Origin of the sequence: Nonlabens sp. SY33080, from assembly GCF_011784885.1 — a bacterium.
GTDB lineage: Bacteria > Bacteroidota > Bacteroidia > Flavobacteriales > Flavobacteriaceae > Nonlabens > Nonlabens tegetincola.
In genome coordinates this window covers 1,490,572-1,514,419 of sequence record NZ_CP050461.1, presented here as the reverse complement: position 1 = coordinate 1,514,419, position 23,848 = coordinate 1,490,572, and the positions used below count along the sequence as shown (strand labels likewise).

Here is a 23,848-nt window from a genome sequence, read left to right as displayed (position 1 = left end):
GCTGCATCTATTGGAAATGCAGCTTTTTTCTTGTTAAGAGTTGACCTGTTATAAATTAAATCCTAAGGTTAATACGATATTAGTTAGACTGTTTTGTACGTTCCCAGAGGTGTCTAATCCTCCAGAAGCAAGGTTTTGAGAGAAATCTTGTTCGGAGTAATCATAAGACAAATCTAGAACTGTATTTCCCCATGAATATCCCAAACCTAAACTATAACCTGTAAGATCATCCACAATACTCTTATCCTTGTAAGGCGAATCAATCATTCTATAACCACCACGCAGTGACCAATTTTTAACGCGATATTCTCCACCTATTCTCAAAGTGGTAGCTGTGTCTAGATTGTTGGAAATAAATTGGTTGTTTTGAGAAAAAATGAAATCGTTTTCTGGAGAAAACTTCATATTCGTGTAATCTCTTATACCGTAGTCCAGACTTATAATCCCTTTTTTGCCAAAAACATAACTAGCACTTGCAGTCCAACTTCCTGGAAGCCTTAAATCGTAAGGGGCAAATAAGTTTTCTACCCTAGGAGCAACTACAGCATTAATGTTAGCTCCTGATGCTTCGATCTCCTGAACTAAGTTATCTTCAATAGTATACCATGTTGGCGACTCATAAGACAGGCCTAGTCGAAATTGCTTTGTAACCTTTGCTATCGTACCTAATTGAAAACTTACACCACTACCGTCTGTTCTTAATACATTGTCAAATCTAGTTCTAGAAACATTACCATTGCTGTTTTCGGTTGCGCGAGTAAACTTTTCATTAAATAAATAATGAATATTTACATTAAGACCTAAGCTAAATTTATTATCAATTTCTAAAGCTCCATTAAAAGATGTTTTGTTTTGATACCCATTAGAGTCTTCAAAATATGTCTGGTTGTATGGACCATTACCAGTGTTTGATACGTAATCAATATTATTTGGGTCGGTATCATCAACAGCGTTTATTATAAAAGCTTCATATCCTAAGAAGGCTTGTTGTGCGTCAAAACCTACATTTTCCCCAAGGAATCTATAAAGACCGCTTACTGTTTCTCCATTTTGTAACTGTAAATTGTCAAGAGTAATACCGTTAGCATTATTCAAGAAATATTGAGAAATAGAAGTGTCACTTACACCATTAAAAAAGAGCCTAGTGTCATAATTTCTTAAAGCGTCGTAATTGATACCTAGAGAAAATTTAGTAACACCAGATTCATTGTTGCCTTCAAAAACTAGGACACCACCTACTTGATTGATAGTTACATCAGTACTACCATCATTTGAAGTGCTTCCAAAGTAATCTGTGTCGGCATCTTGATTAAATACATTTAAACTTAATGAAACGTAATTATTTGCAAATACTGTTGAACCAGCAGGATTTACTCCAATTGCAGATAAATCGCCTCCTAATGATCCCATTGCTCCGCTAAGAGCTCTAAATCTAGCTGTTCCATATATATCTTGTGGAGTGTAAGTAAGTCCTTCTTGAACAGATTGAGCGCTTGAAAAAAGCGCACCCAGTGCGAGCGCGCCTATAATTATTGCCTTTTTCATATAATTTAACTTTCTAATTATCCTCTACGACCTCTAGAGCTTGATGAACGTCCACCACCTGAAGATCTACCACTAGATCCGCCACCTCTCATTCCTGAGGATCTTGAAGAGCTACCACTGCTTCTCATACCTGAAGAACGGCTTGTTCTTGAGCTACCAGATCTCATTCCACTGCTACGAGAACTAGAACTTCTTGTTCCTATTCTGGTACTACGTGTAGAGCTTCTTGATGTTCTTGAAATACTACTATTTCGAGAGGTTCTACTACTTCTAGATATCGAACTACTTCTTCTGTTTGAGGTGCTTCGTCCAGAATAGTATCTACCATTTGTGGTATTTCGACTTCCATAAGCGGCTCTACCTCTTGTATTTGAGTTTAGGCTATAACCTCTTGAAGATCTACCTCTATTGACATAAGCGAAATTATTTTGGTTGTAACCCCAGCCAGAGTTATTGGTATACCAACCATTTCCGTAACCCCAGCCTGGGAAAAATCCCCAATTATTCCAGCTGAGCCAAGCATAGTTATTCCAACCCCAAACAGGTGACCAATACCCGAATCCACCCCAGGCCCAGTTGTTAAACCTATAGCCAGGAGCACCAAAAATTCCCCACCTTGCTGAACCCCAACCGAATCCTGGGTTGTATCCCCAATTGTTCCAACCCCAACCAGGTGCTAAACCCCATCCATTATCTATATAATTTATATTAATTTGAGATGGATTTTCTCCCCATGCAGGATTACCGCCACCATAGGTAGCTGTAGCATCTGGGTTTGAAGAATCATAACTACCTCCAGAATATGATTCCACATCAGTAAATACACTGTCGACTTCAAAGTTACTCCCAAATTGTTCACCTTCTTGTTCAAAAAGTCTTTCATAGTAGCCTGCGCTGTCATCTTGATATGTAGGAGTGTTCTCAACTTTTACCGATTCTGATTCACCATAGATGCCATCGTTATACGAAATGTTGTTATAGGTACCACAAGAAATGATCATAAAACTTAAAGCGAATAACAAAATCGCTGATTTCCATTTTTTTCTAAAATTGTAATTGATACTCATAACTTTTGATTTTTTTGATAGCATTTGATAAAAATAAGTAGTTTTGTTATCCTAATAATAAGGATTAACAAACTTCTAATCTAAGCACAATATTTGTGCCAAAAAATTAATAAATGTCTAAAAACCTAACAAGTAGAGCAGAGGATTACTCCAAATGGTATAATGAACTAGTAGTAAAAGCTGACCTCGCAGAAAACAGTGCTGTAAGAGGATGTATGGTTATCAAACCTTATGGGTTTGCTATTTGGGAAAAAATGCAAGCAGAATTAGATCGTATGTTTAAAGAAACAGGTCATCAAAACGCTTATTTTCCTTTGTTTGTTCCTAAAAGCCTGTTTGAAGCGGAAGAAAAAAATGCTGAAGGTTTTGCTAAGGAATGTGCTGTAGTAACTCATTATAGACTACAAAATGATCCTGAAAATCCAGGAAAATTACGAGTAGATCCACAAGCTAAATTGGAAGAGGAGTTGGTTGTGCGACCTACCAGTGAGGCAATCATATGGAATACTTATAAAGGATGGATTCAAAGTTATAGGGATCTACCTTTATTAATAAACCAATGGGCCAATGTTGTTAGATGGGAAATGAGAACAAGGCTGTTTTTGAGGACTGCAGAGTTTTTGTGGCAAGAAGGTCATACAGCTCATGAAACTAAAGAAGAAGCGATTCAAGAAGCAGAGTTAATGAATAATGTTTACTCTGATTTCGTTCAAAATTTCATGGCGATTCCAGTGGTTAAAGGTTTGAAAACTGAAAGTGAACGATTTGCCGGCGCCGATGAGACTTATTGTATTGAAGCTCTAATGCAGGATGGTAAAGCTTTGCAGGCAGGTACAAGTCACTTTTTAGGTCAAAATTTTGCCAAGGCATTTGATGTTAAGTTTACCTCTAAAGAAGGGAAGCAAGATTATGTATGGGCAACGTCTTGGGGAGTTTCTACTAGATTAATGGGTGCTTTGATTATGACTCACAGTGACGATAAAGGTTTGGTGCTGCCTCCAAATCTAGCACCAAATCAAGTTGTCATAGTACCCATATATAAAGGAGAAGATCAGTTGAAGGAAGTTACAACCGTTGCAGATGAGATGATGAAAGATCTTAGGTCACTAGGAGTAACTGTTAAATATGACAATCGAGATACCTTAAGACCAGGAGCAAAGTTTGCACAGCACGAATTACAAGGGGTTCCATTAAGAATTGCGATTGGCGCAAGAGATATAGCAAATGGAACGGTAGAACTCGCTAGAAGAGATGACCTGACTAAAGAAGTGGTTCCTTCAGAAGGAATAGCGATGCGTGTGAAAGAATTACTCAAAGAGATTCAAGAGTCATTGTTCAATAAAGCATTAGATTTTAGAGATAATCACATTACTAAAGTTGAAACATTTGAAGAGTTTAAAAACGTTTTAGAAAACAAAACGGGCTTTATAAGTGCTCATTGGGATGGGACGGCAGAGACAGAAGATAAAATTAAAGAACTGACTAAGGCCACGATTAGGTGTATCCCTCTTGATGCTAAGGAAGAACAAGGAACTTGCGTATTCTCTGGGAAACCTAGTACAAGAAGGGTATTGTTTGCTAAGGCTTATTAGGGGTCTAATTAATTGAAATTGAGAATATTAAAAATAACTTGAAAAATTTATTCATTTTTTTTACTTAATAGTTTGGCAAATCGTAAAAAGCTCTTATTTTTGCATCCGCTAAACGAGCAAAACTCAATGGCCCGTTCGTCTATCGGTTAGGACGCCAGGTTTTCATCCTGGAAAGAGGGGTTCGATTCCCCTACGGGCTACAATAAAACAAGTCTTTAGATAGACGATTTTTACAAAGATTATGGCAAATCACAAAAGTGCTTTAAAAAGAATTAGAAGAAACGAGACTGCTAGACTTAGGAATAAGCACCAGCACAAAACAACTCGTAATGCTATCAAAAAATTACGTGAGACTTCTGATAAAGGAGCTGCTGAAAAATTATATGTTGAAGTATCATCTATGATTGATAAATTAGCAAAAAAGAATATTATTCATTCTAATAAAGCAGGTAATTTAAAGTCTAAACTTGCAAAGCACGTTAATGCACTTTAATTAGTATCTGTTTAAAAAAATCAAAAGCTCGCTTCAAGCGAGCTTTTTTATTTATATAGTTTGTCTAAGCTACTGCGATTTAATAAACTTCCAAGTAATGATGTCATTATTAGACGTAACCGTTAGGAAATATACACCAGTAGCCAAGTTTGAAATGTCAATTTTGGTGAGGTTTTGATTTATTTCATGATGCTGCAGTAATTGTGTTCCAGATAGACTAGAAATAGTAACCGATTTTTCCACATCACCATTTCCTTCAATAAATATAAAGTCTTTGGATGGGTTAGGGTAAAACTCAATTTGAGATTGTTGATTTGGATCTAAGCTAAGGGTACTACTACCATATAGTTGTCCATAAACTTCATATTCTTGATTTACCATCATACTTCCACTTGAAGTATCCTCTGCTTTGTACACAATTAAAAGTGCCGCTTGACCGTTACTAACAATTCTGGGTAAAAATGCACTTCCATCAGCATTAACTGGTGCTGCAGATACACGCAACAATGAATTTCCTGTCACTCCTGTAGTAGTTACGGTTCTCATGAATATTTCTCTTTCGAACCTGTTTGAGAAAAAAGGATTTGCGTTGAAAACGACATAAAATGTATTGTCGTTCGGGTTCCAATCAACATCTGCAGCTGCAGCAAAATGTCTAGTGGACTGGGCACCTACTAGACTAATTTCAAACTCAGGGACTAGAATATTCATGGAATCATCATAGATAACTCCAAATACATCTATTTCTCCTGCTCGAGAATTATCAGCTTCATAAACAAAGATGTACCGATTGTCTGTCGTACTGTATGCAGCTCTTACCCATTTATTACCAAAACTGTTGCTGTTTATACTTCCTCTATTACTTAATTGATATTGGTTAACTAGATTACCATTTTCACTAACAATGGTAACAAAAGCCTCTTCTTGATTATTAATAGGTGATGCAACATAGGTAACAGCATATTCTCTTGCATTGGGATTGAAGATCACATCGGGTATGGACCCGTTGGTTTGTATACCGTTGGCAGAGTTGGTTATAGGAAAACTTGTGCCTATTTGTAAGCCATTTTGATTAAGTCTTTGACCATAAAGTTCCAAAGATCCATTAGCAGTACTTGTTGCTTGACTTACCATTATATAAGTCATAAAATATTCATTTAACAAGGAGTTATATACAAGAGCTGGTGTACGTGCATCGATTGAAGAATTTCCACTAGAGCCGGAATTTGTTATTCTATAATCACTCGATATTATAGAACCATTTTGATCTAATACCACACCATAAATTTCACTTTTATTGGCGTTAAGTTGTCCTTGGTAAACCACAAGAAAAGTATTGTTTGAGGAATTAAAAGCTACTCGAGGAAAACGATTCTCCAATGGAGCTTGTCCTAGATTTAAAGATGATATGAGAATATCATTCCCTAATACATTTCCGTTTAAATCGATAAATCGTCCAATTATTTGACTGTTATTTGCTACGACTCCATTGAAATCTGTATCGGCGCTTTCCCATACAGCAAGATAAGTGTGGTTGTTTGAATTGTAGGCTATGTCTGGAAAGTCAACACTTGGTGTAGTGTTTCCAAATCCTCCAGCATCACTTATTCTAAAATCATCGGGACCATAGAATTGAGCTTGACAAATGAAGGTGGTAAATAGTAAAATGTAAAATGTTTTCATGAGATTAGTTTACCATTAATGGCATCTCTATGAAATAGGTTAACAAGGGATTATTGTTTTTTTCGCTTTCGCGAAAGCGTGATATAGAGAACTATCAATAATAGTATGAAAGGAATCACATACCATAGGTTTTCCAACGGTGAATCTGAATAAATTATAGGGTTAGTGTCTCCAGTAAGTATGAAACCAGCCCAATAATAGGGATGTTTAAATTCTTCTTCGACTTGATTAGATACATATTCTTCCTGAGCTAGTCTAAGTGCAACATCTTTGGGTTGACCTTTTTTAAGATGAGAATAGAAGCTCTTCATAATAATCGATGTCTCTCTATCAGGAACACGCCACAAACTTGTTATGGTTGCTCTTGCACCTGCATATTGAAATGCTCGAGAAAGACTCATTGCACCTTCAATAGGATCTATTTTACCATAAGCAGTATTACAGGCGCTTAATGTTACTAAATCGGCATTTAAATGCAATTTGTAAATTTCCTCTAGGTTTAGAAAATCCTCATCTTTTTCACCCTGAAATAATAACCTTGCATCGTAATCATTCTCTTCGTCAATTACAGCATGCATAGCGAGATGGTGAACATTGTGGTTGGGTGCGTTCTCAATATATTTCTCTTTAGTAGCATCTTCATCAATAAAAAGAGTACCGTCAAATAATTTAGAAATATAGGTTGCTTCGTCACGTGCAAAGGGTAATGAATAAGAGCCAGATCGTTCAATAACAGCTGCTAGACTGTTGCTTACATTTGTGTAGGATGGTGTAATAATGAGCGAAGATGATGGTCTATGATCGCCATCAAATTGATGACTTTGAAGTTGCAATGAATAGCTTATATTTTTATCAGCATAATTTGAGACTAAGTAATGGAGCGGTAGGTTTTGAGTAGCGCCATATCGTGTAATTGTGACGTTAGTAAATTGTTTGTTGCCAATATTAATTGTGGGTAGTAACGGCTCTTTATTAGCGATTGACTGGATGGTCCTATGATTTATATTATTAAACTCCTCGTTGTTAAGTAGTCTAATGGTATAAGGATTTTGACTTACAGAATATAAATAAAGGCCATCGTCACCATTATAGTATACATGAGAGGTTTGCTGGCTTGCCAAACTTTTAAGAGATGAAATGGTAATTTGACCTTGCTTGTTAGTTGATAGGTAAGGATAGTTCTCTTCTATGTTTTGATTAACGTTATTAAGATCATTAACCAGTGTTGGATAACTAAATTGAGTTATAGAGTCCTTAGATTGTTCTTGAGAGATTTTCTTTATCCTTTTTTCGAGAGAGTACTTTTGCGAAAGCCACCTGAGGAGAACGGAATCATTTTTTACATTCTTATACAACCGTGACTTTAACTTTATTTCAACGGAATGGTTTTGTTCTAAAGCTATTACCGTTTTAAAAATATCGTCTTCATTTAAGGCATTTAATTGAGACAGTTCATCATCGATTTGAACCAGAGCGTTATTGATTTTGTCAATTTGTATTACATAATTACTATTATTATTTACTATTAAATTCATCTGATTTATTAATCCAGTACTTAATAGAAATAGCTCTTTACTTTTATGTAGTAATACGTCGTCCTGATTGTTAGTCGCTGTTTTATGAAGAGAATGGGCAAGCTTGATAAACCTTTTTACAGATGATTCACTTAAAGAGGTTTCTTTAAGTAATTCAGGTTTATTGATAAACGAATCGATATTTGAAATGCCTAGATGTTCATAGTAATCATTTAGACTTCTGATAATTGAATCTTTATTTCTTGATTGTATTTTAACCAAAGTGTTTAGAAAATAGTTATCTCTTATATGGTAACTGTCTTCAAGGGTTTTTGATTTTTCTAGATGCTTATTCAAATAAAATACAGCACTATCTATTCTTTCGTTTGCAAGATGGTACTCGACAAGGTTTTTATACGCATTAATAGGGTTGATGTAATTATCATTTTGAAAATTACTAACAAGTTTAATAGCTTTATGTAATAGAGTTGCTATTTCCTTATCGGATGAGTCAACATGTTTTAAAAGGTATCTTGCCTTGCGCTCGTAAGCTATCCTTTGCCAGTGAGCCATAGTAATGTATTCATCAGAAAATTCAGAATATTCATTTCTAGAAGTTTGATAAATACGACTGGATTCGTCATAATATTTAAAGAATAGGGAATCAGATTTTACGTTTGTTGCATGCATCATGTACCTGTCCATGAGGATTTGTTTATCTATTGCATCTCTTTCTGCAGGTAGGTTTTCATACATGTGTAGATAAAGTTGAAACTTATCGTAATCACCTAATGCATGATAAGTGTCTGATACGTTATCGATTAAATCTAGAATTTGAAACAGATAATCCTTTCCTTTGTATTTTGGGGTTAAAAGGGGTTCAATTTCCTTGAGTACTTTAATTTTTTCAAATCCGTTATCCATTACTTGTGTACAGGAAAGATGGTTTTGATAAAGAGATAATTTTGCTGTTTCTAAAAATTCAAGATTTTCTGGGGTAGATTCTGTTTTGATTAAAGAGTCAATTTTTCTTACAGTGGGCTTTATGTAATCATCAATCGCAACACTACAGTCACTAGTTCTAAGCAATCCATTTACCAAGTAATCAATTGCTGGTAATTCTATTTTATAATCTTTATACTCTAAAGAATTATAAATCTTTAAGAACTGCTTTATTTTCAGGACCGCATTTTCTACATCATTTTGGTAGTATCTAAATGAGTAATTAAGTTTATAAATTTCATTTAAATAATTTAAGTCTTTAACCTTTACCTTGTCATAATAAAAGGTTGTGCTGTCTAAAAGTGAAATGAGTGATGGATTAATATTATTAACAGCTATACTATCCTGAACTTGTTGATAGAACTTTTTACTCAAAGAGTCATTAACTTTATCGGTTTCAATAATATTCTCAACGTGAGTATTTATCTGTTTGTTAAAGCTGCTGTCTTCAGTTTTTTTACAAGCCAATAAGAAAAGCATAAGACTAGATGTCAAAAGGTAAGAGATGATTATGCTTGTTTGGTTGGTTCTCATAGCCTAAAAAATTAAGGATTTATTCTTTTAAAGTTTGTAATAGAGATTGAGCCTTTTTGTAGTTATAGCTTTGATTATCAATTATTTTATCAAGTACCAAGATTGCTTTTTCCTTCTCACCAATTTTTACGTAAGAAAGGGCTAGGTACCAACGTGATCTTGCGTAGAAGTCATCTTGTAATTTTTGATGTTTTTTATATAGCTCAATTGCTGAAGTATAATCTTCATTTCCCAGCGCGGCATTAGCTTGATAAAACAAATAGAAGCTTTGATTATCTTGATTGTATATGCTGTCAAATTGTTTATATGCCACTGCATAATTTTTACTTTCATAATTGTAAAAAGCTCGACTCACTTGATCATCTCCTATTGTTTCGCCTCTTTCTATATTTACTATTACATTGCGATAAGGAGTGTAATATTGGTTATAAACTTCGTCATTTGAAGGAGAACTATTCCATAACAATATAAATAGCAAGATGCTAGCCGCCGCAACAAATGGTATGATTGTTTTTATAGATAATTTTCTAGATAATTGCTGTTTATCTCCATGTGTACTTTCGAGTTTGTCAAACAAATTCCTCAATTCTGCAGATTTTGATTTAATTAATGCAGCACGCATATCAAGTGCGTCTTGATAGGATTTTTTGAACTCTAGGTCAGTATTAACGAGTTTTTCAAATTCATTTTTCTGATAATCGTTAGCCTTATTATGTATAATTAATTGTATGAGCTGTTCTTTATCCATCTGCTTTGTTTGCTAATTCTTTAAGTTGTTTTAAACACCTGCTTTTTTGTGCTTTGACTGTATTTTCACTACTATAATTCTCGGTTGCTAGTATTTCTTTAATACTCAAACCTTGTAAATAAAATAACTCAAGAATATTTCTGCATCTAGTGCCTATATTGTTTAATGCGGTGTATAATTTATTTTGATTTTCAGTCAATGATTGTTCTTCAAAGAACATCATGGGGTTTTCTTGTTTAATGTCATTATCAGTATCAAGGTTAACATAAGTACCTTTAGATTTATAGTATTCCATCATCTTATAATTCCCTATTCCAAATAAATAGGTCTTTAAGCTACTAGTAAGTGTAGTTAATTTACCGGTAGCGACATTTTGATACAGTTGAACAAAACTGTCTTGATATAATTGATCAACATCATGTAGTGGAATACCTCGTTTAAGAGCGTATCCTTTAAAATCTTGCTTGTAATGCAAATAGATTTTTTCATAATAGGATCGATCTCCAGATTTTAGAAGGTAAATGGTCTCTTCTTGTTGATGATTCATTATCCGTTGGTTAGAGGAATTAAAGTTACAAATTTTTAGGTTTTGTTAACCTTTTATTCCTGCTCTTCATTAAGGAGTAAATCAATTAAAAACTCTAATCATGAAAAATCTTTGTACCCTGTTAACGTGCTTATTTATGTTAACAGCCTTTAATGGTCAAGCTCAATTCTTTAAAAAATTAAAGAAGAAAATTGATCAAAAAGTCCAGCAGACTGAAAAGAAAATAGAAAAGAAAATAGATAAAGGAGTAGACGACCTTTTATTTGGCAACGATAGTGCGAATGATACTTCACCTATAGTGAAAGAAGAATTAGAAATGGTTGAGTTTAAAGACTCAATGTATTATGACAATCAATCTACTTTAAAATCATATTCAAAATTTGATTTTACACCAGGAGAGAATCTTCTCTACTTTGAAGATTTTTCCAATGTGCTTATTGGAGATTTTCCCACTAGCTGGCATACAAACGCAGGAACTGAAGTAGTAAAGCTCGAGGAATTCAATGAAAAATGGCTAAAAATTGGGGCAGGATCAAGGACTATCGTTATAAGTGAGATCGCCAATAATTTACAATCCGATTTTACACTAGAATTCGACTTTGTTTATGATTTTAAAATGGACGAATATGCATTTAAGCGACACTTTGATGTCATACTTAGTGATCTTGAAGATCCATATAGTTATTTGTCAAAGCCTTATAAAGGTAATTCTTACACCTATTTGCGTATAGGCGCAGGCTCTGGCGGTGGTGGTAAAGGAGCGATACTTTACAAAAAGACAACAAGTAGATCTACAGATGCGTCTACAAAACAACCTCATGCGGTATTATCAAACAAAACTGCACAACCTTATCAAAAGCACCACGTTTCAATTGTAAAAAAGGATACTCGCATAAAAATGTATATCAATAGTGAAAAAGTAATTGATATGACCCAAGCGGTACAACCGGATGTGCTGTATCAAACAATCCGATTTGCTAGTAATGTTTCACCGGCAAATCAACATTTTTATATCAGTAATATTAAATATGCTGGACAGGTTGAAATTCCTACAAGTTTGTTTCATAACGACTCTTATCAAGCTCATGGAATAACATTCCAGTCAGGAAGCGCAAGTTTAAACCCAGAATCCTACGCTACTATCAAGGCAATTGCTCGAGAGATTGAGAATAATCCTGAGAATTCATATCAAATTATAGGTCACACTGACAGTGATGGGCAATATGATGATAACATCACGCTTTCGCGAAAGCGTGCAGAATCAGTTTATAATGTCCTCATTAATGATTTTAATATCACCCCAGATATCTTGTCAATAGATGGAGTTGGTGATGCGCAACCACTTACAAATGAAACAACAGCGACGGCCAAAGCAATAAATCGTCGCGTAGAAATAAGAAAAATTTAATCAATCAATCATGAAAAAAACAGTAATAACGGCAGCCGTATTTATGGTTGTCACAGCCCTAGCTATGGCCGGAAATGAAGTAATCAATGCTAAAATTAAGGATGGAGTTTACACATCAGATCATGGAGATATTCACATTTTAAACTCAAGATCAAATAAGAAAACGGTAGGCCTTTACAAAGGAGTAGGTCATCTGTTACTATCCAATTTTACCATTTCAGGTCGAGGAAGAGTCTACACAGGTAGCTTTTCAAATGGAAAAAAAATTGGACAAGTTTCTTTCACTCCACAATCTAATCAAGCTTGGAAAGGAGATTGGAAATGGAAAACAACCACAGGTAGAAATAAATGGGATGGTAAATGGGATGGAACTTTTAAAACCAGTTCAAAACTTAAAGGATTACACATGTGGAACACCTTTAAAACAGATTTCGGTACACTAGACCTCATTCATAATCCTGAAGGTAAAGTTGCTGGTTTCTTATATAAGGATGGTCAGGAGTACTTTGTTCACGGTGGTTTTAGTGGTGGATCTCAAATGAAGTTCTACGCCTATATTTCAAATTCAGAAGACACAATAAAGACCAGCGGTCCTTTTGATATAGTGATGGATTGGGATTATGGCCTATATGGAACTATCACTTCTAAAGGTAGGCAGCATACTAATATACGAGGAAGTGAGAACGGTCAGACTGTAAATATTACACTACAAACCATTAAGAATTATAAAAATCGCGGTTTAATGCATGGTGAGGAAAGGGGTAAGGTCACAATAAGCGCCTCTTTATTTGATGAAAAAGGAAGGCATTGGACACACACATTATATAAAGATCAATCTAATATTACCTATAAAGAAAATAAAGAAAAACAGGTTGATCAACAATATAGCAATCTTGTTAATTATTATAATGGTGGTAAAGGATATTACAAAAATCCAATTCTCAACTTAAACTTCACGCATAAAAGACTACGTAGCATTAGTAATGCTTCAGATCGTTTAGTGGCTCATTCAATACCTATGAAGGATATATTGGATTATTTGACCTACAAAAGAAATTCTAATAGCTTTCAAAATGCTCCCGATGGTCGTAAGAAGATCTCAAATTCAGATCACACTTTTTGGCTCTCAGAATCTAACGGTAAACGCAAGGTACGCGGTTATGCCTTCATTAAATACGGCAATAATGATAAATGGGCGTACTTCTATACAATTCAACTTAATTAAATCAATATGAAAACTTCAAGATTAATTGCAATTGCGATATTACTTTTTGGTATCGCTTTCGCGAAAGCAGAATCAAATACAACATCAAACATGGAACCTACTACGGTTCTCAACTGGACAGGAACCTATGAGACTAATTTTGGTCAAATTATCCTATTGCAAAGAGGTAATTACGTGGTAGGCACATATAGTGATCGAGGAACTATAAGGTCTATCAGAAAAAGCGGAAGAAAGCTAAACGTTGTTTTTGATAACAATGGAACCTTAGGCTACGCATACTTAGAAAAAACTGTGTTAGGTTTTAAAGGCACCTGGAAATGGAGTACAGGTGTAGTACAAGGAGATTGGAACGGGAAAAAAGTAAGCGATGCACCACAGAATTACCATAAAGGAAAATGGAAAACTAAATTCGGTACGCTAGACTTTATTGATAGTAAGTCTGGATTTATGGTCGCTCATTATGGAGATAAGGGAGGAATGATTTGGGGTAAGAAAAATCCATCGACCCGAATTTTTAAAGGTCAGTTTAAAAATAAAGAATCAGGTAAAATCAGGCCATGTTCCTTTATTTTTTCTAACAGTTCATTCAAAGGTAAATACGATAATTTGGAATATGGAAGTTGGAATGGTAACCGTACACAGTTACCAAATTCTGATGTAAGAACAGGAACAAATCTAGGAAAGGAGTATAAGATTAAAATCACCCTAAATGGTTTTAAATGTTGGAATTCAGACAATTTAAGAAAACGAGAACGTGGTTTTTTAGGTTTTAGAAATCAATTAAAGATGGGAAGTAATCTACAAGATTATGAAAAAAGAGAGAATACAGGAAAGGATTCTTGGATCTTAAAAAGTATTAACTGGCGTCAATGGTACAGTAGTAATGATATCAATAACTATCCAGAAGGACAATTATTTAATACGAGCGGTTACTTTGTTTACAACGTTTATGAAAAACAATTACCCAAAATATCTATGGCAAATGAGTTTGTATTTATAGAAAGTCTTAGAGCTCTCAAACGCAGTGATTTTAGATCAAAAAGAAATATTGATATGAAAGCGGTTATTGATTTGTTAACCGGTAAAACTAGTGAAAGCAATTATGCTCGTGGTAGTAATGGTAGATTCAGAATTCCAGATAGTCCTGATCACTTTAAAATTGAAGTGAAAAATGGTAAGCGTATATTAAATGTATATGGTGATATAAAAGAGCCCAAGAAGAAGAAAATTCATTTTGGATACTATTACACTATTGAGCTTATATAAAAAGAAAAATCCCGCACTAGCGGGATTTTTTTTATTCTTTGTTAGCGTTTAAATTATCTCTAGGTTGTGTGTATTCTTTCTTGTCCTTAACCTGATGATTAATTTTTTTGCCATGCGTTTCTTCTAGATTAATGGCTTGTTCTTTTTTGCTCGTTTTTTCCGGCGTTTTTCCTTCTGTATTCATAATCTTTTCTTTTAAAGATAAAGAAGTTTACGTATTAATAAGAGTATAATAACTGGTTTAACAAAGGATTACATCTTGTTTAATTATTTGTTAGCTTTTTTTGCATCTAATAATTGTCTATTAAGCCTTTGCTCTTTTTCAAGCGCATTTCTGCGGTAATTCTCATATTCTTCTTCTATTTGAGCCAATTGTTCTTGAGCAGTTGATGTTAAACTGTTGCTGTTTTTGAATTTATAGATAAAGCTTATTAGTAATATGGTTAAAATCCCAATTATTGACCATAGAATAATATTATACATACTTTTCTCTAGTTGAATACCTAGCAATTCCATACTATCTTGTCCTTTTTCCAGGGCGGCAATGTCAATTTTACTAGCTTCCATTTGATCGTTCAACTCTTGTATCTGGCTTACTTGATCTTCGATACGCTTATTCAAGTTATTAATTTCAATATCTTGATCTTCTGCAGTTGTTGTGACTTCTTTTTTAAGCTTGTTAATCTTATCAATTTCAATAACTCTATATTCTTGATATCTGTTAGAGGATTCTATAACTTCATTGAACTTATTATTCAATTTTTCATGGGTCGCGATGGAATCCTGTGCTAGGATGGATGTGTGTGTAATAAATAGTATTAGTAAAAAGAAATAGAATTTCATGTTTAGGGATACTTAAAAGTTTTGTTTCAAAGATTTTGCAAAAATACGCAGTATTACAACGAACTATTTTTAATATTATTCTAAATAAAAAAGACGCCTAATTAGGCGTCTTTAATTATTGGTTTGTTGTTGTATCTTTTAGTTGTCTGGGTTTCCATTACCACAGTCAGACATACAGTGTGTGTTAGTACGAATGTTGAACTGATCTTGAACTTCAGCACCGTCTACCCATATTCCGTGAGTTTGATCTATACAACCGTGCTCATTTACACTGTAGATTACAGCGTAAACTGATGTACAGTAACAATCTCCGAAATGGTTATTGTTGAATCTATACTTTACACTTTCTGTATAAGCTCTAAAACAGTTACGGATTCCATAGAAACATGGGTTGATTAAGTTGTTACTGTCTCTAGGTAAGGCATCACAAGTAGAATCTACATTCATATAGATTGAATGTAAGTACCATCCATCATTCAATTCTAATTCAAGATATGTTTTATTAGAGTCCATATTTACAGTGAATTCACCGTATCTTTTTGAGTTGGAAACTTTAAGAGCTTCTCCTACAAAACAAGCTCCAGAGTTAGAACCACCAATGATTCCAAATTTTCCTTCTTCCACTTCTGTAGTCATCGCTTCATAAGGAACAGGAGAAACTGATTGTTCAGGATTAATATGTTGTGAGATTAAATTGTCTGCAAGAGCAATATTTTCAACATGATCTATAAATTCTTGCTCGCTTAATTTTGCAATTTCTATTTGATCATTCTGACCTTCTAGAGCGTTTGCATCTTCAACTTGTGAACAAGAAGCAGCTAGTAAAACGATAGCAAATAAATAGTATAATTTTTTCATCACGATTGTAATTTGTGGTCCAAAAGTACAATTACAAAATACTTAACAAGTCTTAATTTATGATTTTTCGATTAGGACTCTTTTAAACACGTTAAACTGAATGTTTTGATAAAAAGGTGATTTTTTTACTCTTTAAAAGTTCTTATTTATCAGGGAAATGACGCTTTTGAAGAGTGTTTTTTTAAAATATTTCACATTTGATTAAATGTGGGTATTAGTCAATCGACCAAAGTGATTAAATCAGGATGAAGTGCAAAAATAAAGCCTCAATGTGAATTGAGGCTTTATTTAATAGGGAAGAATGTTTAATCATTCATACTAATTAGAAACTCTTCATTGTTTCTTGTCTGTTTAATTCGTTGTGATATAAACTCCATAGCCTCAACCGGATTCATATCAGCTAGGTATTTTCTCATAATCCACATACGTTGTGATACGCTTTCATCAAGAAGTAAGTCGTCTCTACGTGTAGACGATGAGGTTAAATCAATGGCAGGGAATATTCTACGATTAGAAATATTCCTATCTAACTGTAGTTCCATGTTACCGGTTCCTTTAAATTCTTCAAAGATAACCTCGTCCATTTTTGAACCAGTTTCTGTCAATGCCGTTGCTATGATGGATAATGATCCACCACCTTCTATATTACGAGCAGCTCCAAAGAACCTTTTAGGTTTGTGTAAAGCATTAGCGTCCACACCACCAGAAAGTACTTTACCGCTGGCAGGTTGAACAGTGTTGTAAGCTCGTGCTAGCCTGGTAATAGAATCTAATAGGATAACAACATCATGACCGCATTCAACCATTCTTTTTGCTTTTTCTAGAACAATGTTAGCTACCCTTACGTGATCATGCGCCTCTTTATCAAAAGTTGAAGCAATTACTTCTCCGCTTACATTGCGTTGCATGTCTGTTACTTCCTCAGGACGTTCGTCTATAAGTAATATAAGTTGGTATACTTCAGGATGATTGGCTGCTATAGCATTTGCTATATCTTTAAGTAGCATTGTTTTACCCGTTTTAGGTTGCGCCACAATCATACCACGTTGCCCTTTTCCTATAGGGGCAAATAAATCCATTACTCTAGTTGAAATACTGGATTGTCTCTCGGCTATATTGAATTTCTCATCTGGAAATAATGGAGTGAGGTGTTCAAAAGATACTCTATCTCTAACAACCTTTGGATCTAATCCATTGATTTGAGAAATCTTAATTAAAGGAAAGTATTTTTCACCTTCTTTAGGTGGTCGTACCATACCTAATACTGTGTCACCTGTTTTTAATCCAAATAATCTTATCTGTGATTGAGAAACATAAATATCATCTGGGCTAGATAAGTAGTTGTAATCACTGCTTCTTAAAAATCCATAACCATCAGGCATCATGTCAAGAACACCTTCACTCTCGATGATTCCATCAAATTCAAAATCTGGATCTCGATAGCGATTACGGTTATCTTTATTTCCTTTAGGAACATTGTTACCGCTGTTGTTGTTTCGGTTATTGTTCTTATTGCGATTGTTGTTCTTATTTCTAGTGTCATTATCGTTACGATTCTCATTACGATTCTCGTTACGATTGTCATTAGACTTTTTATTATTCTTATTAGAATCGTTGGTTTTTGTTTCTTCTGTGTTATTCTCTTTTTTAGAAGGCTGACTTTTATTAGAAGAAGTGTTAGATTCCTTATCCTTTTCTGCTGACTTTGGATTGTTGTTTTTTCTTGGTCTACGTTCTTTCTTTTGTTCGATATTTTTAGTAGGCGCAGTCCTTGATTCCTTTTTTGGATCTGGTTTAGACTGCTTTTTAGGTGAATCTTCACTTTTGTTGTCTAGGTCTAGGTTTTCTAGAACTTTAGGGTTTTCTGCTTGAACATCTAGAATTTTGTAAACTAAATCCAACTTGCGCAGGGATCTATACTTAGGTACGTTTAAATCCTTGGCAATTTCCTGTAATTCAGGTAATTTCTTTGATTTTAAATCAGCTATTTGAAACATTATTTGTTAAATGATAAGATTATAAGGGAACTAAATCAATTTTATCAGAAAAAATTGACGCGTCTAGGTGGTCTAGAAAACAGTAGTTTAACACCTAATACACTGCAAGTATACTTAAAAAAATGATATTAACTACTGTTTTTAATGGCTAAGTTTTATTTTTGCTCAATAGAAAATATGTAATGATACAACGTATACAATCTATTTACTTAATACTGGCAGCACTAGTTTCTGGTGTATTAGTTTGGGTAGTAGATGCTTATCTTAATGGCGATAGTAATGAATTTCTAGGTGTAGACGATTCAGTTTACTTTGGTACTTTTATGGTAAGTGCTGTTTTATCTATATTTGCAATCTTCCTATTTAAAAATAGGCAGTTACAATTTGTTATCAATAGACTCAATATACTGATTAATCTTATTTTGCTAGGAGTTTTTGTATATCGAGCCCTAACTTGGTCTGGAGGAACGGCGGTTTCTGAGAAAGGCCTTGGGATGTTCCTTCCTGTATTATCTATCGTTTTACTTGCCTTGGCAAACAAGGCCATACGGAAGGATGAACAACTCGTAAAATCAGCGGACCGATTGCGATAACGATTTTATCTTAGTGATATTAGTGAAAAAACCTGCGAGGCGCCACCTTGCAGGTTTTTTGTTTTAAAACAATTTAAAGCTCGCTTTCGCGAAAGCGTAGTAGAAAAATCACGATTCATCTAGAACGATTTACCTGTCCTTTTCAATAACCTCAAGATTACTAATCTTACCAGCATTAATTTCAAATCGCAACATTGTTCGTTTTTTATGAAATCCATGAATACCTACGGCGCCAGGATTCATGTGCAGGCAATTGATCTTTTTGTCCATCATAACTTTAAGAATATGACTGTGACCACAGATAAAAATATCTGGTGGATTATGGTATATCTGCTCTTTTACTCGCATATTGTAACGACCTGGATATCCACCTATATGAGTAATCCATACGTCCATACCACCGCAATTAAACCGTAAGTGTTCTGGAAATTGTAATCGCGCTTTGTCATCGTCAATATTACCATACACAGCCTTAAGTGGTTTTATTTGGGACAACTGATCGGTCACCGTTAAATCACCAATGTCTCCTGCGTGCCATATTTCATCTGTCTCGAGCGCATATTTTAATATGAAATCATCAATATGGCTGTGTGTGTCAGAAAGTAATAGGATTTTCATGAAATTTACTTTATCGCAAAAGTAAGGAGTAAAGCAGTCAATAGTTACCTATTTTCCTCAAACAGCCGCTTATCTTTGCAGTATGAAATCGAATCGGTTTTTTATAGAATTTGCCTATAATGGAACAAATTATCACGGCTGGCAACGACAGCCAGATGCTATTACCGTTCAAGAAAAACTGGAAGAAGGTATGCAGCTGCTGTTGCGTGAGTCTATATCACTTGTAGGAGCTGGTAGAACTGATGCTGGTGTTCATGCAAAACAAATGTTTGCGCATTTTGAACTAGATGATCCTAACAAATTGGATAATATCGTTTATAAACTAAATAGATGGTTGCCAGATGATATATCGGTCTTTACTGTTGTTAATGTGAATGAAACAGCTCATGCAAGGTTTGATGCTACTGCACGCAGTTATGAGTATCATTTTCACTTAAGACCAGATCCTTTTTTCAATAACAATTCACACATTCTATATAGATTGCCTGATTTTAATAAAATGAATAAAGCAGCTCATTTGTTACTAGAGTATAACGATTTTGAATGCTTCTCTAGGTCAAACAGTGACGTACACACGTATTTGTGTGATTTAATGAATGTATCATTTGAGCATCAAAAATACCATGTCATTTTTCATATTAAAGCTAACCGATTTTTGAGAAATATGGTAAGAGCCATTGTAGGAACCTTATTAGAAATAGGGTATGATAAAATGTCGGTTGAACATTTGCACGAGGTTCTTAAATCCAAAAACAGATCCATGGCAGGTCCTAGTGCACCAGCCCAAGGACTTTACCTGAGCAGGGTTCATTATCCGGATCATATTTTCAAAATAGAAGATTAAATTGTGATATCGTTAAAATCGATAGAATAATCAGCGCTTAAAAGGGTTATTGTCTTACTTTTAAAAAATAAAATTTGAAGCTTTAAAGAAGCTAAAATCATATGGCAGATAAAACAACAGGAAATGCATTTAGCCTGCGTTTATTTAAACGCATCCTAGCCTATACAAAACCTTATCGTTTTACGTATTACTTTGTAGCCTTGAGCGCAATTTTACTTGCAGCAGTTTCAATCGCTATGCCTTATTTGTTCAAGGTGGCTATCGACGAACACATAGTTCCAAAAGAGTATGAAGGTTTTACCACTGTGCTCGCAATGATGATAGGTGCTTTAATGATAGAGGTGCTGTTGCAGCTTAGTTTTATATTTTATGCAAACTGGTTGGGCCAGCAGGTTATTAGAGATTTACGCTTGAAGCTTTTTGACCACATGATGGGTTTCAAAATGAAATATTTTGATACTAGTGCAGTTGGAAAATTAGTAACACGTGCAGTAAGTGATATTGAAACCATTGCAAGTATATTTTCACAAGGTTTATTTGTGATGATATCCGATCTACTTAAGATGGTTGTTGTCTTAGGTTTTATGTTCTTTTATAGTTGGCGATTAACCCTAGTGGCATTAATAGTGATGCCCTTTATTTTGTATGCCACACGAGTATTTCAAAAAGCTATGAAAAAGGCGTTTGAAGAGGTGCGTACTCAGGTTAGTAATCTTAATAGTTTTGTTCAAGAAAGGGTGACCGGTATGAAAATTGTTCAAATTTTCAATCGCGAAAAAATAGAATACGAACGTTTTAAGGAAATCAATAACAAGCATCGCAACGCATGGGTGCGCACCGTATGGTACAACTCTATCTTTTTCCCAATTGCCGAAATGGCCTCAAGTATTACTATTGCTCTTATCGTTTACATAGGATTTGTGGTTAATTTGGACCAAGGTTCTCTTTTAGTAGAAATAGGTACCATTGTTATGTTCATAGATTTATCTCAAAAACTATTTAGACCTTTGAGGCAGATAGCCGATAAATTCAATACCTTACAAATGGGAATGGTGGCAGCAAATCGTGTGTTTACCATAATTGATACCGATTCTAAGATTGAAGACGAAGGTACCATGCTGGCAGAAAATCTTAAAGGTGCTATTGAATTTGAGAATGTGAATTTCGGTTATGTAGAAAATGAACCAGTTATAAAGAATTTGTCATTCACAGTTAATCCAGGCGAGACAGTAGCTATAGTAGGAGCGACAGGTGCTGGTAAATCCACAATCATTAATTTGTTATCGAGATTTTATGAAATTAACAGTGGTGTGATTAAGATTGATTCCGCTTCCGCGAAAGCGTACCAACTACACTCACTGCGGTCACAAATTGCAGTTGTTTTACAAGACGTTTTTCTCTTTGCCGATACTATTTTTAACAATATTACACTGCAAGATCCATCCATCACCGAAGAAGACGTAATTGAAGCTGCTAAAAAAATTGGAGTTCATGACTTTATTATGTCTTTGCCTAATGGTTATCAGTACAATGTGAAGGAGCGTGGCGTTATGTTAAGTTCTGGTCAACGTCAATTGATCGCCTTTTTGAGAGCCTACGTGAGTAAGCCTAGTATTTTAGTTCTAGACGAAGCTACAAGTTCTGTTGATGCTTATAGTGAACAATTAATTCAAGATGCCACAGACATCATTACCAAAGGACGCACGTCCATAGTTATTGCGCACCGATTGGCTACTATTAAAAAAGCAGATAAAATAATTGTAATGGATGCTGGTGAAATAGTCGAGATAGGTTCACATAAAGAATTGCTGCAAAAAGAAAATGGCTATTACCGCAATTTATACGAGGTTCAATTTTTACAGCAAGAAGTAGCCTAAATCAGGAATTTAAATACAATCATTCCTATAATCATAGCTAGAACAACAAGTATAATAAGACCTATATAAGAAACTATAGCTACTACAAAGAATAGTAAACTTCTCATTACCGTTTGGGCCAGATCTAGTTTAAAAAGTTGTTGATACACATAAACGTTGTACAAAAAAAGCGTGAGCAATGTAAATATTGTGTATACTCCATAATAATCTGGTGCAAGAACTAAAATAGCTATAGCAATAGGTGTAGTAGCAATGGCATATTGACTATAGGAATACATTTGAATGACCAGCTGTTCGGTATAATTGTATTTCTTCTTTCCCCAAAATGTTATTCTACCCCAAAGAGCATATATAGGTATTGATAACAAGACTATTATAGACATGTAGTTTTGAGTAAACTCAGTAGATTGAGAAAAAGCATTTGCCTGAGTTATCGCGTCTTTTTCAGGAATGCCCATTCTTTTGTACATATCAATTAAATCGCTCGTATTTAAAAATTCTATTTCGGTATGTTTCATTACAAATACCGTAATTCCAGTGAAAAACAAGCTTATAAATAAATACCTGATAGCGTCTACATAATTCATGCGACGTCCCTTAATGTATCCATTGATGACATCACGAGGTTTGGTAAACATATCTAAAAAAGTTCTCACAAATTTTGTGTCTATCCCTAAATACATATCGCCAAAATCAGCTGCTACATTGCGCATTGTGATTCTGTTTTCAATCCATTTTGAACCACAATTAGAGCAATAGTTGTGCTTCTCGTAGAAGATGTGGTTACAATTTTTACAAACTCGTTCCATTAATTTGTTTTAAATGCTTTTAGGTATTCTGGATTGATCAAATAGATGCCGCCTAGAACAAAAACCGCTGTAATAATGATAAATATTATTTGAAGTGTACTAAAGATGATACTCGATAGAATGGCTTTGAGTACCGTTTGTCCTAAACTTAATTTGAAAATTCTTTTGTAATACCAGCCTATTTGAATGACGCTAATAAGAGATATTGGGATGGATGTTGCTCCATAGCTAATATCAAGTACAATCATTAAAGGTGTAAAAATTACAGTAACCATATTGAGTAGCCCAAAAGCATATACAAATAATACAAGATGTTCTACAAAATTATACTTACGTATATCAAAAAATACAAGCCAGCCAGTAAACGCGTACAAGGGCAAGAATAAAGAAGTTAACGCACCCAAATAGTCATAGAAATAGTTGAATAACTCGAGTTTGTTCGTTTCACTTATATCGACTAGGTTTAATAATTCTGGGAAAAAGTTCTTAAGAATAAACATTTGAAGACCGATGAGTGTAAGACTTATTAAGTACCAATTTATGGGATTTACAAATCTTTTACGTTGACCTTTTATGTAGTTGTCAATTACAATTTCTGGTTGAAGTATAAGAGCTTTGAAAGTTGATATTAATACATTGTCAGTACCCAGGTATCGATCAAAAAATTCTCTGGTAATCGTATTTATGGTAAGCCGTTTTGTAATCCATTTTGAGCCACATTTTGGACAGTAATCATGTCCATGATATAGCATTTGGTTGCAATTTCTACAGCTACGTTCCATAAA

21 protein-coding genes and 1 tRNA gene are annotated in these 23,848 nt (G+C 34.4%); 9 read left to right on the top strand and 13 right to left on the bottom strand.

From position 1 onward, the window contains the following. Positions 1 to 48: 48 nt before the first annotated feature. Positions 49 to 1,545 carry an OmpP1/FadL family transporter gene (locus HCN53_RS07030; RefSeq protein ID WP_167342486.1) on the bottom strand — a complete coding sequence of 499 codons (1,497 nt, stop codon included), beginning with the start codon at positions 1,543 to 1,545 and terminating at the stop codon, positions 49 to 51. Between the two features lie 17 nt (positions 1,546 to 1,562). Next, positions 1,563 to 2,612, bottom strand: coding sequence for a hypothetical protein (locus tag HCN53_RS07025; RefSeq protein WP_167342485.1), 1,050 nt, complete (start codon positions 2,610 to 2,612; stop codon positions 1,563 to 1,565). Between the two features lie 113 nt (positions 2,613 to 2,725). Between HCN53_RS07025 and proS the strand changes: the two genes are divergently transcribed. The 3 genes from proS to rpsT all read left to right on the top strand — a co-directional run bounded on the left by proS (position 2,726) and on the right by rpsT (position 4,697). Continuing rightward, positions 2,726 to 4,204, top strand: coding sequence for a proline--tRNA ligase (gene proS / locus HCN53_RS07020; protein ID WP_167342484.1), 1,479 nt, complete (start codon positions 2,726 to 2,728; stop codon positions 4,202 to 4,204). Positions 4,205 to 4,332: 128 nt separating this feature from the next. Then, positions 4,333 to 4,404: transfer RNA gene (locus HCN53_RS07015), tRNA-Glu, on the top strand. Positions 4,405 to 4,445: 41 nt separating this feature from the next. Beyond that, a complete protein-coding gene (gene rpsT, locus HCN53_RS07010) occupies positions 4,446 to 4,697 on the top strand; it encodes a 30S ribosomal protein S20 (protein WP_042277382.1) in 252 nt (83 codons plus the stop codon). Positions 4,698 to 4,766: 69 nt separating this feature from the next. Here rpsT and HCN53_RS07005 read toward each other — a convergent pair whose 3' ends face one another. Genes HCN53_RS07005 through HCN53_RS06990 form a run of 4 tightly spaced genes read right to left on the bottom strand, consistent with a single transcriptional unit; the run spans position 4,767 to position 10,725 of the window. Further along, positions 4,767 to 6,380 (bottom strand): T9SS type A sorting domain-containing protein, encoded by a 1,614-nt coding sequence (locus HCN53_RS07005; protein WP_167342483.1) that lies wholly within the window; start codon positions 6,378 to 6,380, stop codon positions 4,767 to 4,769. Between the two features lie 50 nt (positions 6,381 to 6,430). Continuing rightward, complete coding sequence (locus HCN53_RS07000; RefSeq protein ID WP_167342482.1) at positions 6,431 to 9,430, bottom strand: CHAT domain-containing protein; 3,000 nt, start codon at positions 9,428 to 9,430, stop codon at positions 6,431 to 6,433. 19 nt (positions 9,431 to 9,449) lie between these two features. Next, positions 9,450 to 10,178: a tetratricopeptide repeat protein gene (locus tag HCN53_RS06995; protein ID WP_167342481.1), complete on the bottom strand. Its 729-nt coding sequence runs from the start codon at positions 10,176 to 10,178 to the stop codon at positions 9,450 to 9,452. Beyond that, positions 10,171 to 10,725, bottom strand: a complete 555-nt coding sequence (locus HCN53_RS06990) for an RNA polymerase sigma factor (RefSeq protein ID WP_105019587.1) — start codon at positions 10,723 to 10,725, stop codon at positions 10,171 to 10,173. Before HCN53_RS06990 ends, HCN53_RS06995 begins: the two co-directional genes overlap by 8 nt. Positions 10,726 to 10,861: 136 nt before the next feature. Here HCN53_RS06990 and HCN53_RS06985 point away from each other — a divergent pair, with 136 nt between their 5' ends. The 3 genes from HCN53_RS06985 to HCN53_RS06975 are packed head-to-tail and all read left to right on the top strand — an operon-like array spanning position 10,862 to position 14,624. Next, the gene (locus tag HCN53_RS06985; protein ID WP_167342480.1) at positions 10,862 to 12,133 is read left to right on the top strand and encodes an OmpA family protein; all 1,272 of its coding nucleotides are present in this window, start codon (positions 10,862 to 10,864) and stop codon (positions 12,131 to 12,133) included. Positions 12,134 to 12,143: 10 nt separating this feature from the next. Beyond that, positions 12,144 to 13,358: a hypothetical protein gene (locus HCN53_RS06980; RefSeq protein WP_105019585.1), complete on the top strand. Its 1,215-nt coding sequence runs from the start codon at positions 12,144 to 12,146 to the stop codon at positions 13,356 to 13,358. Between the two features lie 6 nt (positions 13,359 to 13,364). Continuing rightward, a complete protein-coding gene (locus tag HCN53_RS06975) occupies positions 13,365 to 14,624 on the top strand; it encodes a hypothetical protein (RefSeq protein WP_167342479.1) in 1,260 nt (419 codons plus the stop codon). 31 nt (positions 14,625 to 14,655) lie between these two features. Here the strand turns inward: HCN53_RS06975 and HCN53_RS06970 are convergent, their stop codons facing one another. The 4 genes from HCN53_RS06970 to rho all read right to left on the bottom strand — a co-directional run bounded on the left by HCN53_RS06970 (position 14,656) and on the right by rho (position 18,322). After that, positions 14,656 to 14,808 (bottom strand): hypothetical protein, encoded by a 153-nt coding sequence (locus HCN53_RS06970; RefSeq protein WP_167342478.1) that lies wholly within the window; start codon positions 14,806 to 14,808, stop codon positions 14,656 to 14,658. A gap of 83 nt (positions 14,809 to 14,891) precedes the next feature. Beyond that, a complete protein-coding gene (locus tag HCN53_RS06965; RefSeq protein ID WP_167342477.1) occupies positions 14,892 to 15,467 on the bottom strand; it encodes a hypothetical protein in 576 nt (191 codons plus the stop codon). Between the two features lie 138 nt (positions 15,468 to 15,605). Then, positions 15,606 to 16,325: a hypothetical protein gene (locus HCN53_RS06960; RefSeq protein WP_167342476.1), complete on the bottom strand. Its 720-nt coding sequence runs from the start codon at positions 16,323 to 16,325 to the stop codon at positions 15,606 to 15,608. 305 nt (positions 16,326 to 16,630) lie between these two features. Next, positions 16,631 to 18,322, bottom strand: coding sequence for a transcription termination factor Rho (rho, locus tag HCN53_RS06955; protein WP_167342475.1), 1,692 nt, complete (start codon positions 18,320 to 18,322; stop codon positions 16,631 to 16,633). Positions 18,323 to 18,504: 182 nt separating this feature from the next. Between rho and HCN53_RS06950 the strand changes: the two genes are divergently transcribed. Further along, entirely contained in the window at positions 18,505 to 18,915 is a 411-nt protein-coding gene (locus HCN53_RS06950) for a DUF4293 domain-containing protein (RefSeq protein ID WP_042277404.1), read from the top strand. 129 nt (positions 18,916 to 19,044) lie between these two features. Here the strand turns inward: HCN53_RS06950 and HCN53_RS06945 are convergent, their stop codons facing one another. Further along, positions 19,045 to 19,533 carry a metallophosphoesterase family protein gene (locus tag HCN53_RS06945; RefSeq protein ID WP_167342474.1) on the bottom strand — a complete coding sequence of 163 codons (489 nt, stop codon included), beginning with the start codon at positions 19,531 to 19,533 and terminating at the stop codon, positions 19,045 to 19,047. An 82-nt stretch (positions 19,534 to 19,615) separates the two neighbouring features. On the opposite strand from HCN53_RS06945, the gene truA reads away from it, so the two are divergent. Both truA and HCN53_RS06935 read left to right on the top strand, forming a co-directional pair. Then, entirely contained in the window at positions 19,616 to 20,377 is a 762-nt protein-coding gene (truA, locus tag HCN53_RS06940) for a tRNA pseudouridine(38-40) synthase TruA (protein ID WP_167342473.1), read from the top strand. A 101-nt stretch (positions 20,378 to 20,478) separates the two neighbouring features. Beyond that, positions 20,479 to 22,254, top strand: coding sequence for an ABC transporter ATP-binding protein (locus tag HCN53_RS06935; protein WP_105019579.1), 1,776 nt, complete (start codon positions 20,479 to 20,481; stop codon positions 22,252 to 22,254). On the opposite strand, the gene HCN53_RS06930 is transcribed toward HCN53_RS06935, so the two are convergent. Together HCN53_RS06930 and HCN53_RS06925 are read right to left on the bottom strand one after the other, a co-directional pair. Continuing rightward, a complete protein-coding gene (locus HCN53_RS06930; protein WP_042277411.1) occupies positions 22,251 to 23,063 on the bottom strand; it encodes a DUF3667 domain-containing protein in 813 nt (270 codons plus the stop codon). The genes HCN53_RS06935 and HCN53_RS06930 overlap by 4 nt on opposite strands. Next, the gene (locus HCN53_RS06925; protein WP_167342472.1) at positions 23,063 to 23,845 is read right to left on the bottom strand and encodes a DUF3667 domain-containing protein; all 783 of its coding nucleotides are present in this window, start codon (positions 23,843 to 23,845) and stop codon (positions 23,063 to 23,065) included. The genes HCN53_RS06930 and HCN53_RS06925 overlap by 1 nt, the downstream gene beginning before the upstream one ends. Positions 23,846 to 23,848: the final 3 nt, after the last annotated feature.